10 protein-coding genes are annotated in these 12,855 nt (G+C 74.0%); 6 read left to right on the plus strand and 4 right to left on the minus strand.

What is annotated here, in order from left to right; all coding sequences use genetic code 11:
- Positions 1-2,028: tetratricopeptide repeat protein (locus tag DMB66_RS36285; protein ID WP_125808650.1), on the minus strand; the 2,028-nt coding region annotated here is incomplete at its 3' end.
- A 176-nt stretch (positions 2,029-2,204) separates the two neighbouring features.
- Between DMB66_RS36285 and DMB66_RS36290 the strand changes: the two genes are divergently transcribed.
- Positions 2,205-3,386 (plus strand): metallophosphoesterase, encoded by a 1,182-nt coding sequence (locus DMB66_RS36290; protein ID WP_199752830.1) that lies wholly within the window; start codon positions 2,205-2,207, stop codon positions 3,384-3,386.
- Positions 3,387-3,501: 115 nt separating this feature from the next.
- On the plus strand, positions 3,502-6,963 hold the full coding sequence (locus tag DMB66_RS36295; protein WP_125808652.1) for an ABC transporter ATP-binding protein: 3,462 nt from the start codon (positions 3,502-3,504) through the stop codon (positions 6,961-6,963).
- Between the two features lie 180 nt (positions 6,964-7,143).
- Here DMB66_RS36295 and DMB66_RS36300 read toward each other — a convergent pair whose 3' ends face one another.
- Together DMB66_RS36300 and DMB66_RS36305 are read right to left on the minus strand one after the other, a co-directional pair.
- Positions 7,144-7,554 carry a PPOX class F420-dependent oxidoreductase gene (locus tag DMB66_RS36300; protein WP_125808653.1) on the minus strand — a complete coding sequence of 137 codons (411 nt, stop codon included), beginning with the start codon at positions 7,552-7,554 and terminating at the stop codon, positions 7,144-7,146.
- Between the two features lie 44 nt (positions 7,555-7,598).
- The gene (locus tag DMB66_RS36305) at positions 7,599-8,492 is read right to left on the minus strand and encodes a S1C family serine protease (protein ID WP_125808654.1); all 894 of its coding nucleotides are present in this window, start codon (positions 8,490-8,492) and stop codon (positions 7,599-7,601) included.
- A gap of 204 nt (positions 8,493-8,696) precedes the next feature.
- On the opposite strand from DMB66_RS36305, the gene DMB66_RS36310 reads away from it, so the two are divergent.
- Genes DMB66_RS36310 through DMB66_RS36325 form a run of 4 tightly spaced genes read left to right on the plus strand, consistent with a single transcriptional unit; the run spans position 8,697 to position 11,843 of the window.
- The gene (locus DMB66_RS36310) at positions 8,697-9,122 is read left to right on the plus strand and encodes a molybdopterin-binding protein (RefSeq protein WP_125808655.1); all 426 of its coding nucleotides are present in this window, start codon (positions 8,697-8,699) and stop codon (positions 9,120-9,122) included.
- A 2-nt stretch (positions 9,123-9,124) separates the two neighbouring features.
- Positions 9,125-9,916: a molybdate ABC transporter substrate-binding protein gene (gene modA, locus DMB66_RS36315; RefSeq protein WP_370319887.1), complete on the plus strand. Its 792-nt coding sequence runs from the start codon at positions 9,125-9,127 to the stop codon at positions 9,914-9,916.
- 32 nt (positions 9,917-9,948) lie between these two features.
- Positions 9,949-10,770, plus strand: a complete 822-nt coding sequence (locus DMB66_RS36320; protein ID WP_125808674.1) for an ABC transporter permease — start codon at positions 9,949-9,951, stop codon at positions 10,768-10,770.
- A complete protein-coding gene (locus tag DMB66_RS36325; RefSeq protein ID WP_125808657.1) occupies positions 10,767-11,843 on the plus strand; it encodes an ABC transporter ATP-binding protein in 1,077 nt (358 codons plus the stop codon). The genes DMB66_RS36320 and DMB66_RS36325 overlap by 4 nt, the downstream gene beginning before the upstream one ends.
- 62 nt (positions 11,844-11,905) lie before the next feature.
- Here DMB66_RS36325 and DMB66_RS36330 read toward each other — a convergent pair whose 3' ends face one another.
- The gene (locus DMB66_RS36330; protein ID WP_158647488.1) at positions 11,906-12,823 is read right to left on the minus strand and encodes a CPBP family intramembrane glutamic endopeptidase; all 918 of its coding nucleotides are present in this window, start codon (positions 12,821-12,823) and stop codon (positions 11,906-11,908) included.
- Positions 12,824-12,855 lie beyond the last annotated feature (32 nt).

The raw sequence follows: 12,855 nt of genomic DNA on the forward strand, positions 1-12,855 counted from the left end.
GGTCCAGCCGGCGAGGTTCGCCCGGACGATCAGGGTGTTGGGGTGATCCGGGCCGAGCACCCGCCCGGAGATCGGCAGCAGGGCGGCGTACTGGTCCCGGGCGGCCACCACGTCACCGGCTTCCCCGCTCCAGTGCGCCAGGTCGGCGCGCACGGCCATGGTGTCCGGGTGGTCCGGGCCGAGCGCCCACTCGGAGATCGGCAGCAGTTTGGCGCACTGATCGCGGGCGGCCAGCACATCACCGGTCTGCCCGGTCCAGCCGGCGAGGCCGGCCCGGACGATCAGGGTGTCCGCGTGCTCCGGACCGAGCACCCGCTCGCGGAGCGGCAGCAGGGCCGCCAACTGGTCCCGGGCGGCCACCACATCGCCCGCCCGCCCGGTGTAGGCGGCGAGATCGGCCCGGGTTGTCAGGGTGTCCGGGTGTTCCGGGCCGAGCACCCGCTCGCGGAGCGGCAGCAGGGCCGCGAACTGGTCCCGGGCGGCCACCACGTCACCCACCCGCCCGGTGTGGTGCGCGACTTCCTCGGCGGCCTCGAGCACGGTGGGATCCTCGGCACCGAGGATCGATGTCGCGATGTCGCGGATGCTGACGGCCTGGGTCAGCGCGACGCCGTGCAGGCCGGTGGCGGCCAGCCATTCCGTGACTCGCAGCGCCGCGACGGCCGCGTCACCGATCGTGCCCGGTTCGGCGCCGGACGCGGCGGCGGTGGTCAGCAGGTGGACCGGGTGCGGAGCGAGGTGTTCCCAGCAGGGCCGGCGGGCGGGGTCGTCGGCGTTGCCGGTGGTGACGCGGTGCAGCAGGCCCGCCGCGAGCGCGAGGGACGCCGGCCGCCGCCCGGAGGCGCGCAGCTGGTGCAGACCGGCCTCCCGGATCAACGGGTGCAGGCGCAGCGTCGCCGACGGCTGGGTATCGGCGAGGTCCGGGTTTGCGCCCCCGGTGTCCAGGTCGAGCAGGCCCAGGGCGGCGAGGGCATGGAGCAGGCCGCGGAGTTTCGCGGCGTCGATGCCGGGGAAGAGCGGCGACACCGCCAGCGCGGCCGGGTCCAGGAGCACCTGGTACGGAATCGGCGCGTCGGCCAGCACGGCCAGCAACCCCAGCAGGGCGCGGGCGGGCGCGAGGCCGCGCTGGTCGAGCAGGCCGAGCGACAGCTCCGCCGTTTCGGCGATGACGGTGCGGGCCCGCACCTCGGCCGGGGTCTGCCCGGGGCCGGGGTCCACCGTGGCGGCGCCCTGGGCGTCGAGGGCGCCGCGGTAGGCGGCGAAGCTCGTGATGGCGCCGGGTAGCGGCAGCTGGTTGGTGTCGGCGAGATAGTGCCCGGCCAGGGTGAGCGCCAGGGCGAAGCCACCGAGACGGTCGGCGAGGGCCGCGGCCTCGGTGGCGGTCCCGGCGCGGTGCCCGGCGAGGTCCCGCAGGACGCGGGCGCCGTCGGCGCCGCGCAGCATCCCGACCGGATGCAGCCGGCACCAGTCACCCCAGCCGCCCCGGTCGCCGTCGCGGCTGGTGATCAGCAGCGCGCCGTGCCGGGTGGTGACCGGGCGGATCCAGCCGCGTTGCCGGGCGGCCGGTTCGCCGGCGGGGGTCAGCGGGTGCGGGCCGTCGGCGTTGTCGATGATCAGCAGCCACGGGCCGGGGTGCGCGTTCAGCCGGCGCCAGAGGACGTCGGGGGCGTTGTCGGCCCAGTCCCGGTCGAGCTCATGCGCGCCGGCGCCGAGCAGGCGGGCCAGTTGCCGCATGCCGGTCTGCAGGGCGGTGTCCTCGGCGGCGGAGACGAACCACACGGTGACGCCGCGCCGGCCCAGGCGATGGGCGACGTGCAGGGCGACGGTGGTCTTGCCGGCTCCGGCCAGGCCGTGCAACACCCGCACCCGGGGCGTGCGCCGGAACCCCCACCGGTGCAGCCGGGTGAGCTCGGCGATCAGCGACCCGCGGCCACGAACCCGCTCCGCGCCGATCACCGCGGGCACGGCCAGCGACGTCACGCCCGCGACCGGCGGGGTGACCGGAGCGGGGTCGGACTTGCGGCGCACGGGAACACCCTGTCAGACAACGGCGTGCGCCATGCCCCGTTTGGGCACGTTTTCGGCGTAGATCACCCGATGCCGCGGCGAAGGCATCGATGCCGGCGCGGCTACGCCGGCGATACGCTTGGCCGGCCCCGGCCTTTCGACTTCTCAGCTACGGAGCAGCTTCCTTGAGCCAGCCAGTGACCGCCGGTGAAACCGTCGAGACCGAGCCGCGGCGCCGGTCCGGTCGCGCCCTGCGCTTCGGTCTGATAATCGCCGCCGTTCTGCTGCTGTTGTTCGGCGTGCCCTGGTGGACGCTGGTCTGGTCCGGCAACCGGTGGCCCGGCGCCGTGTTCGCCGCCGGCACCGTCCTGTTCGCCGCCGCCGCGGCGGCCTTCCCGTTCCTGATGGTCAGCGGGCACGGCCGGCAGCACCGCGACGGCGCCGCCCGCACCGCGGACACCATGCTGGGCGTCGTCTGGGTGCTCTTCGTCTGGTCCGTGCTCGGCAACGTGCTGCGGGCCGTGCTGGCCGTCGCCGGCGTCGGTGACCCGGCCCGCTCGCGGGCCGTGACGGCGGTGGTCGCGGTCGTCGCGGCGGGCCTTCTCCTCTGGGGGTACGCCGAGGCGATGCGCGTCTCCCGGGTCCGCCGCGTCGACGTGCGCATCCCCCGGCTCGGCGCGGGCCTCGACGGCCTGAAGGTCGTGCTGCTCACCGACACCCACTACGGCCCGATCGACCGGGCCCGCTGGTCGCGTGGCGTGGTCGACGTCGTCAACTCGCTGGAGCCCGACGTGGTCGCGCACACCGGCGACATCGCCGACGGGGAGGTGGCCCAGCGCCGCGAGCAGGCCGCGCCGCTGGGCGACGTCCGGGCCCGGCTGGCCCGGGTCTACGTGACCGGCAACCACGAGTATTTCAGCGGGGCCCAGGGCTGGGTGGAACACATGGCGTCGCTGGGCTGGGAGGCCCTGCACAACCGGCACGTGGTGGTGACCCGCGACGGCAGCAGCCTGATCGTGGCCGGGGTCGACGACCGGACGGCCGCCGGCTCGGGCGTGCCGGGCCACCACATGGACCACGAGGCGGCCCTGGCCGGCACCGCCGCTGACCTGCCGGTGCTGCTGCTGGCCCACCAGCCGCAGCAGGTGACGGGCGCGGTCGCGCACGGCGTCGACCTGCAGATCTCCGGCCACACCCACGGCGGCCAGATGTGGCCGTTCCACTACCTGGTCCGGCTGGACCAGCCGGTGCTGCAGGGCCTGAGCCGGCACGGCGACCGGACCCAGCTCTACACCTCGCGCGGCACCGGCTTCTGGGGGCCGCCGTTCCGCATCTTCGCGCCGAGCGAGATCACCCTGCTCACCCTGCGCACAGCCTGACCCGTTCCCGCCATAGTGATCCTCGTGATAGTCACCGCCCGGTAATTGCGTTGAGTCCCCGGCCGCACGCGCCCAGGATGGAGGTACCGCCACCCCCTATCCCTGAGGACTTTCGATGCGCCTGCTCCGCGACTTATGGGCTACTTCGCCCCGGCGCACCCTCCTCGTCGCCACCCTCATCGTGCTCGGTGCGGCCGGGCAGGCCGGCGCCCTGGGGCTGGCCGGCGCGGTCCTCGTCAACCGGTCCGCGCCGCTGTTCACGCTGCTCGCCATCGCCCTGGTGGCGTCGGTGCTCAGCGACGTCATCGTCGGCCTGGTCGTCGCCGGGCTGACCGCCGACTGGGCGGCCTCGGTGCGCCGCGGCCTGTGCCGGGTCGCCTTCGGCCAGCAGCTGCCGGCGCTGGAGAACACCCCGGTCGGCGAGCTGCTGGACCGCATCGACAGCGACGTCTACCAGGTCGGCTCCGAGCTGCGCGGCAGCGGCGTCCGGCTGGCCCAGTCGCTCGCGGTCGCGGTGCTCTCCATCGTCACCGCGTTCTTCGCCTGGTGGCCGGCCGGCCTGGGCATGCTGGCCGTGTCCTTCCTGCTGGTGGCCGTGCTGACCAAACCCATCCAGCGCATCTCGCCGCTGCGGGTGCGCGAGGAGGAGGCCTGGTCCGACCTGGCCGCCGTGATGGAGGAGTCCGTGCACGGCCAGGACGACGTGCGCACCAGCCTGGCCGCGCCGTACGTGCGCCGGCTCTACGCCCAGCGCGCCCGCGAGGTGCTGGTCCGCGGCCGCAAGGTCTGGACCACCTCGTCGCGGGTGACCCTGAGCGCCGGCGCGATCACCCGCGTCCTGATCGCGGCGCTGGTCCTCGTCGGCGCCTGGGCGCTGGCCGCCGGGCACGTCGACGGCGCCCGGCTGACCGCGGTGTGGCTGCTCGCGCTCGGCTTCGGCGGCACCCTGGAGCACGTCACCCGGATGGTGCCGGAGCTGCAGAACGCGCTCGGCGCCTGGAGCCGCGTGCAGTCGCTGCGCGCCGTACCGCAGGAGCCGACCGGCGGGCTGCCGCCGGTCGACGGCGACCTGCTGGTCCGCGACCTGACCTTCCGCTACGGCGAGGCCGCCGCCGGGCGCGCCCCGGCGCTGCGCGACATCAACCTGGCCTTCGCCCGGGGCCGCTCCTACGCGCTGATCGGGCGCACCGGCTCCGGCAAGTCGACCCTGGCCAAGGTGCTGACCCGGGCCGTCGACGTGCCGCGCGGCACGGTCTTCCTGGGCGGCACCGACATCGTCGACCTCGACGTGGAGGGCCTGCGCCGGTGGACGGCGATCGTCCCGCAACGCACCGAGATCCTGGCCGGCACCCTGGCCGAGAACATCGCGCTGTTCGACCCCGAGTTGCTGCCGCAGGCCGGGGCCGCGCTGCGCGAGCTGGGGCTGACCGCCTGGTCCGACGGGCTGCCCGACGGCATCGACACCAAGCTCGGCGAGGGCGGCTACGTGCTGTCCGCCGGGCAGGAGCAGCTGGTCGCGTTCGCCCGCATCCTGGTCCGGGACCCGCACGTGGTGATCCTCGACGAGGCCACCGCGCGGATGGACCCGGTCACCGAGGCCTGGGTGCAGCGCGCCACCGACCGGCTGCTGACCGGCCGGATCGGCGTCATCGTCGCGCACCGGCTCTCCTCGGTGCGCCGCTGCGACGAGGTGGTCGTGCTCGCCGACGGTGTGGTGCTGGAGGCCGGCCCGCTGCGCGAGTCGCGGCGCTTCGCCGAGCTGCTGGCCAGCTCCAGCGTCGCGGCGCCGGCCCGGGCGTCCGGCGGGGTGGCCCTGCTGGAGCGCGAGCCGGCGGAGCCGGCGCGGTCCGAGCTGGGCAGCACGCTGCCGCTGGCCGAGCCGCCGCCGCTGCCGCCGGCGCCGCCGGCACGCACCATGCGCGAGATCGCCCGGCTGGCCACCAACGACCCCCGGTACGGCCTGGCCGCGATCGCGTTCTTCGTCGTCCTGGTGCTGCTCGGCCTCGACGGTGCGATCCTGCCGCTGCTGTGGTCGCAGGTCGTCGACGGGGTCGGCGACCCGATGTGGCCGGCGATCGGCATCACCGCCGGCCTGATCGTGGCGATCCCGGCGCTGTACTACACCGGCGCCTGGTTCCCCGAGTGGTGGGTCCGGCAGATGCTGCGGATCAGCATGCGGCTGGTGCACGGCCAGATCGGGCCGCGCCGGGTCAGCAAATACACCCCGGCCGAGGTCGTCGCGCACGGCGGCGACACCGAACGCGTCGTCATGCTCGCCGACAACCTGATCGACACGACCATCAGCCTGGTCATGATCGTGGCGATGACGGCGGCCTCCCGGTCGTTCGTGCCGGCCGCCTTCTTCGTCGGCACGATGGTGATCTCCGGCCTGGCGGCGACGCTGTTCGGCCCCCGGCTGGAACGGGCGGCCCGGCACACGGTCGCGGCCCGCGCGGCGTTCGCGACCTCGCTGGTGTCGTCGCTGTCGGCGGCGCGCACGGTGAAGCTGGCCGGCGCGACCGTGCCGGTGCTCGACCACCTGGCCGGGCTGGACGCGGCCCGCAGCGACCGGCAGCGCCGGGAGATCTCGATCCAGGTGTGGGCGCGCTCCACCCCGTCGATCGTCAGCGGCCTGCTGCCGATCGCAGCCTGGGCGATGTATCTGGCCGGCAACCTGTCCGCGGCGGCGACGCTGATCGCGGTGGCGACCCTCGGCGCGGCCCGGTGGTTCGCCTGGACCACGGCGTCGCTGGTGTCGCACTTCCCGTCGGCCCGGGTGTGGACGCGGCGCACGGTCGCCATGACCGGCGCCTCGGCGTACTCGTCGGCGGTGCCGGGCGTGGACATCGCGGCGGGCACCGCGGACGCGCCGCCGGTGGCGGCCCGCAACCCGCTGCGCACGCTGGAGCTGTCCGGCTTCAGCGCGGTGCACGAGAACGGCACGGTCGGCGCCCAGGACGTCGACCTGGTGGTCGAGCGCGGTGAGCTGGTGCTGGTCGTCGGCCCGGTCGGCTCGGGCAAGTCGTCGCTGCTGCGGGCGCTGGCCGGGATCGTGCACCACACCGGGACGCTGGCCTGGAACGGCCGGCCGGTGGACGAGCCGGAGGTGTTCCTGCGGCCCAACCAGGTCGGTTACGTGGCCCAGCTGCCCCGGGTGCTGTCCGGCACGGTCGCGGACAACATCCAGCTCGGTCACGAGGTGGACGCCGCCGACGCGGTGACCACGGCGCAGCTCGACCACGACCTGGCGGCGGCCGGCGGCGGCCTGCAGCTGCTGATCGGCCACAAGGGCACCCGGCTCTCCGGCGGTCAGCTGCAGCGGCTGGCGCTGGCCCGGGCGCTGGCGCCGCGCACGGAGCTGCTGATCGCCGACGACGTGTCGTCCGCGCTGGACGTCACGACGGAGCTGGAGCTGTGGCGGGCGCTGCGCGAGCACGGCGTCACGGTGGTCGGTTCGACCTCGAAGCGGGCGGCGCTGTCGGGCGCCGACCGGGTGGTCGTCCTGATCGGCGGGCGCGCGGTCGCGCAGGGCAGCTGGGCGGACCTGGAGGACAGGTACGGCCACCTGGCCGGCTGAGCGTCATCGGTGGCGGCGGGCAACCGTCGCCACCGGTGTCGTCCGGTCAGACGCGGTCCGGCAGGACGTCGCGCTTGCTCGGTACCAGGGCGTGCACCTCGCCGACCGGGCGGTCAGACGCGGTCCGGCAGGACGTCGCGCTTGCTCGGCACCAGGGCGTGCACCTCGCCGACCGGGCGGTCAGACGCGGTCCGGCAGGACGTCGCGCTTGCTCGGCACCAGGGCGTGCACCTCGCCGTCCGGGTCGTCGATGCCGAAGCTGATGATCCGGCGCGGGTGGATCCGGATGATCGCCTCGCCGCCCGGCGGCTCGATCGCCTCGGCCACGCCGCGGATCTCGAGGCAGCGGACCCGCCACGGGTCGACCGACGGCAGGTCGTCGACCACGAAGGCGACCCGGCCGTTGTCGGCGATGTTGCGGTACTTGCGGCTTGCCGACATCTTCCAGCCGCCGATGTCGATCGTCGCCAGGTCGCTGTTGTAGCGGAATCCGACCGGGCTGACCTGCAGGGTGCCGTCCGGCTGGGCGGTCGCCAGGCGACCGAGGCGCTGGGTGGTCAGATAGGCGAGTTCTGCTGCGGTGAAGGGCATGCCGCCAGTGGACACCTTGAACCTCACTTCAGGTCAAGAGCCGATCAGGTGGCGGACTGGGCCTCCAGCTGCCGGACCACGGTGGCGACGGTGCCGGCCGGGATGGCGAAGCCGACGCCGACGTTGCCGGTGCTCTGGTCGTCGGCCGTGGCGATGGCGACGTTGATGCCGATGACGTTGCCGGAGGTGTCGACCAGCGCGCCGCCGGAGTTGCCCTCGTTGATCGGCGCGTCGGTCTGCAGCAGGCCGGTCAGCTGCTCGGTGCCCGTGCCGACCTCGCGGTTCAGGGCGCTGACGATGCCGGAGGTGACGGTGCCCTCCAGCCCCAGCGGCGCCCCGAACGCCAGCACCGTGTCGCCGACGGCGACGCTGGCGTCGGTGCCGAACGTGACCGGGGTCAGCCCCGACACCCCGGTCGCCCGCACCAGCGCCAGGTCATGGGTGCTGTCGGCGGCGACGACGCTCGCGGGCAGGGTGCGGCCGTCGGCGAGCCGCACGCTGACGGTGCCGCCGGAGGAGATCACGTGGTTGTTGGTCAGGATCAGCCCGTCGGCGCTGAGCACGACCCCGGAGCCGAGAGCCGACTCGTTCGCGCCGTCGATGAGCACGGTGACGATGCTCGGCGACACCTTCGCGGCGACCGGGGCGAGGCTGTCGCCCTCGGTCACGGCGATGGCGGTCGCGGTGGTGCCGGTCGCGGCGGCGGTGGCGGCCGAGGCCCGGTCGGCGTAGCGCTCGGCGGCGAGACCGCCGGCCGTGCCGCCGGCGGCGATCAGGGCGAGCACGGCGGCGCCGCCGGCGACCCGCCGCGGCCAGCGCCGGTCTCCCCCACCGCGGTGGCTCACCACGTTCGGCGGCAGCGGCGGCAAGGGCGGCGGGGTGGTGGCGGTGGACGTCGGGTCCTCGACGAACGGGGGCCGGGTCAGCAGATCGGTCATGGCGCGCCTCGCCTCGCATCAGTGAGCGTTGATGACACCACTGTTGCCCGGAAGATTGTCAGCGACCGGTGAGCCGTCTGTGGGTTCGCTGTACGCCCGTACCCGCCATCACGCAGATTCGGGGCGATGAAGCGCCGCACCCGGGTCTTAGCGAGCCTGGATCGCGGTTTCCCCTCGGATATGCCAGGGCATAGAGTGTGCGGCGTGACAGACTTCCGGATCGGGGAGGCCGCCGAGTTGCTCGGCGTCAGCGCGGACACCGTGCGCCGCTGGGTCGACGCCGGCCGGCTGGCCGCCGCCCGCGACGAGCACGGTCACCGCACGATCGGCGGCGTCGACCTGGCCGCGTTCGCGCAGACCCTCGCGGGTGAGCTCGACGACCGCACGGACTCGTCGGCCCGCAACCGGCTGCGGGGCATCGTCACCGCCGTGGTCAAGGACACGGTGATGGCCCAGGTCGACATCCAGGCCGGCCCGTTCCGGGTGGTCTCGCTGATGAGCCGCGAGGCCGTCGACGACCTCGACCTGCACGTCGGCTCGGTGGCCATCGCGGTGATCAAGTCCACGACCGTCGTGGTGGAGAAGTCGTCGCCGGCCCCCGGTGGCAGCAAAGGGAGGAACCAGCAGTGAAGATCCGCGATGCCCTGGCCGCGCTCACCGTGTCGGGGCTGCTGCTGTCGGCCGGCTGCGGCAGCAACTCCGGCAGCGACACCGGCAGCAGCCAGCCCGGCGGCAGCCCGGCCGCGCCCACCGGCGCCGTCACGGTGTTCGCCGCCGCGTCGCTGACCGAGTCGTTCACCACCATCGGCGAGGACTTCGAGACCGCCAACCCGGGCACGAAGGTCACGTTCAACTTCGCCGGCAGCTCGGCCCTGGCCACCCAGATCAACCAGGGCGCACCGGCCGACGTCTTCGCCTCCGCCTCGCCGAAGAACATGGCGACGGTCACCGACGCCGGCAACGGCGACGGCACCGCGACCACCTTCGTCAAGAACCAGCTCGTCATCGCCGTCGCGAAGGGCAACCCCAAGGGCATCAAGGCCCTGGCCGACCTGACCAGACCCGGCCTGAAGGTCGCTCTGTGCGCCGAGCAGGTGCCCTGCGGCGCCGCGGCCACCAAGGCCCTCGCGACGGCGAAGGTGAAGCTCACCCCGGTCACCCTGGAACAGGACGTGAAGGGCGCCCTGTCGAAGGTGAAGCTCGGTGAGGTCGACGCGGCCCTGGTCTACCGCACCGACGCGAGAGCCGCCGCCACCGACGTCGACGGCGTCGAGTTCCCCGAATCGGCCGGCGCGATCAACGACTACCCGATCATCGTGCTGAAGAACGCCCCGAACAAGGCCGGCGCGCAGGCGTTCATCGACTATGTGGTGTCGGACAAGGGCAAGGCCGTGCTCACCGCCGCCGGGTTCCAAGCGCCGTAACCGTGGCCCTCGACAGCGACGAACACGCCGGGGTGGTGCGACCCGGGCCGGTCACGCCATCCCGGCGGTCACGGCACCGCCGGGTGCCGATCGCGCTGCTCATCCCCGCCGGCCTCGGCCTGGCCTTCCTGGTCCTGCCCCTGGCCGGGCTGCTCATCCGGGCGCCGTGGACCACCCTGCCGCAGCGGCTGGCCGAGCCCGGCGTGCTCACCGCCCTGCGGCTGTCGCTGCAGACCGCCACCCTGGCCACCCTGCTGTGCCTGGCGCTCGGCGTCCCCCTCGCCTGGCTGCTCGCCCGGGTCGAGTTTCCCGGCCGCCGCATCGTCCGGGCCCTGGTCACCGTCCCGCTCGTGCTGCCACCGGTCGTCGGCGGCATCGCCCTGCTGCTGGTCTTCGGCCGCCGGGGCATCCTCGGATCCTGGCTCGACCAGACCTTCGGCATCACCCTGCCGTTCACCACCACCGGCGTCGTCATCGCCGAGGCCTTCGTCGCCATGCCGTTCCTCATCATCGCCGTCGAGGGGGCGCTGCGCGGCGCCGACACCCGCTATGAGGAAGCCGCCGCCACCCTCGGCGCCCGCCGGTGGACCACCTTCACCCACGTCACGCTGCCGCTGGTCGCCCCCGGCATCGCCGCCGGTGCCGTGCTGTGCTGGGCCCGCGCCCTCGGCGAGTTCGGCGCCACCATCACCTTCGCCGGCAACTTCCCCGGCCGCACCCAGACCATGCCCCTGGCCGTGTACCTCGCCCTGGAGACCGACCTGGACGCCGCGATCGTGCTCAGCCTGATCCTGCTCGTCGTCTCCGTCACCATCCTCGCCGCGCTGCGCGACAAATGGATCACCAGCCCATGACCCCGGTCGCCGGCCCGCCCGCGCTCGACGCCCACCTCGTCGTCGACCGCGGCGCCTTCCGGCTCGACCTCCGGCTGCGCATCGCCGCCGGCGAGGTCGTCGCGCTGCTCGGGCCCAACGGCGCCGGTAAGACCACCGCCCTGCGGGCGCTGGCCGGCCTGGAAGCGCTCACCGCCGGGCACGTCACCCTCGCCGGCCGGGACCTCGACCGGCCCGACCGCCGGCTGTGGACGCCCACCGAACACCGGCCGATCGGTGTGGTCTTCCAGGACTACCTGCTCTTCCCGCACCTGAGCGCGCTGGACAATGTCGCGTTCGGGCCCCGCCGCCACGGCACCGACCGGCGCCGGGCCCGCGACCAGGCGGCCGGATGGCTCGCCCGGGTCGGGCTGGCCGACCACGCCGCCCGCAAACCCCGCCAGCTGTCCGGCGGGCAGGCCCAGCGAGTCGCGCTCGCCCGCGCCCTCGCCGTCCACCCCACGCTGCTGCTGCTCGACGAGCCGCTCGCCGCCCTGGACGCCCGCACCCGCCTCGATACCCGCGCCGAGTTGCACCGCCACCTCGCCGAGCACCCCGGCGCCACCCTGCTGGTCACCCACGACCCGCTCGACGCCCTCGTGCTCGCCGACCGGCTCGTCATCATCGAGGACGGCCGCCTGGTGCAGGAAGGCGACGCCGTGGCCATCACCGCCCGCCCCCGCACCGACTACGTCGCCCGCCTCGTCGGCCTCAACCTCTACCGCGGCCACGCCGACGGCCACACCGTGCTCGTCGGCGACAGCTTCCCCCTCGCCACCGCCGACCGGCTCGACGGCGACGCGTTCGTCGCGTTCCCGCCCTCCGCCGTGGCCCTGCACCCCCACCGGCCCGACGGCAGCCCCCGCAACACCTGGCCCGCCACCATCGCCGGCATCCAGCGGCACGGCGACAACCTGCGCGTCCAGCTCGACGGACCGATCACCGTCGCCGCCGACATCACCCCGGCCGCCGCCGCGCACCTGCACCTCACCCCGGGCCAGGCCGTCTGGGCCGCCGTGAAAGCCACCGAGACCCACGCCTACCCGGCCGGATGACAAAGACCCCGCGACCTTGAGCCCCGGAGGCCTGGTGGTCGCGGCACCGCGACGCACCCGGATCAGGAGTCGGGGTGACGCTGACTCACGGGAGTCGCGCGGAGCCACAGAAGACCGACCACCGCCGCGGTGGCCGACAGGAGAAGAAGCTTCAGCCACTGGCCGCCGGTTCCCAGCGGTGGCACCAGTTCGTCGGTGAGGTTCCAGGCCGCGTGCATCAGGATCGCCGCCGGGACACCGCCGCGCAGGCGTTCGGTGACGAAGAGCATGAGGTGGGTGAGGGGAAGGAGCCCCAGGAAGAACACCAGTCCCTGATGGGTGAACAAGCCGGTGTCGTGTTGCCCGGTGCCGGGCAGGAAGTACAGCGGCACGTGCCACAGGCCCCAGGCGGCTCCCAGCACCATCGTGGTCGCCATCCGGCTGCAGGACCGCCTCAGGCGTGGCTGTACGTACCCCCGCCAGCCGAACTCCTCCGCCACCGGCCCGGCGAGCAGCGTGTAGGCCAGCGCGATGAGTGGTCCACCCACATCGGCGATCACCGAACCGGCGTGCTGCGGGATCGCCGGCAGGTCGGTCAGGTTCATCAGGACCGCCGCTCCCCCAGGTGCGATCCCGCCCAGCAGTACCGCCACTGCTGGCGCACCGAGCGACCATCGAGTGCGAGGTCCCGGACGGCTTTCCCCACGATGCCGCAACCACATGACCAGAGCGGCCAGGGACGGACCGCTCGCCGCAAGAGCGAACACCAGCGATCCCGGGCCTTCGTCGACGCTCACCCCCAGCACTCCCAGCAGTGCCCAGGGGATCCAGGTCAGCACCAGACACACGGCGGAGAACTCCAGCAGCCGCCGGCGGAGCACACCGCGTTCGGCGGGTCGATGGCCCGTCGGCGCGGAATCGCCCGCCCCCACGGCCCGCGTGACCGGCCGGCGATGGCCGCGCCGCGGTTGGTGCGACTCGTTCACGGTGTCTCGATTCATCGTCGTCGGATCGATGATCACGACGCTATGAC

Source organism: Actinoplanes sp. ATCC 53533, assembly GCF_003947245.1.

Coding starts and splice junctions, on each gene's coding strand:
- DMB66_RS36305 (WP_125808654.1), bottom strand. CDS start 8,492: ATGACCGATCTGCTGACCCGGCCCCCGTTCGTCGAGGACCCGACGTCC.
- DMB66_RS36300 (WP_125808653.1), bottom strand. CDS start 7,554: ATGCCCTTCACCGCAGCAGAACTCGCCTATCTGACCACCCAGCGCCTC.
- DMB66_RS36325 (WP_125808657.1), top strand. CDS start 10,767: ATGACCCCGGTCGCCGGCCCGCCCGCGCTCGACGCCCACCTCGTCGTC.
- DMB66_RS36295 (WP_125808652.1), top strand. CDS start 3,502: ATGCGCCTGCTCCGCGACTTATGGGCTACTTCGCCCCGGCGCACCCTC.
- DMB66_RS36330 (WP_158647488.1), bottom strand. CDS start 12,823: ATGAATCGAGACACCGTGAACGAGTCGCACCAACCGCGGCGCGGCCAT.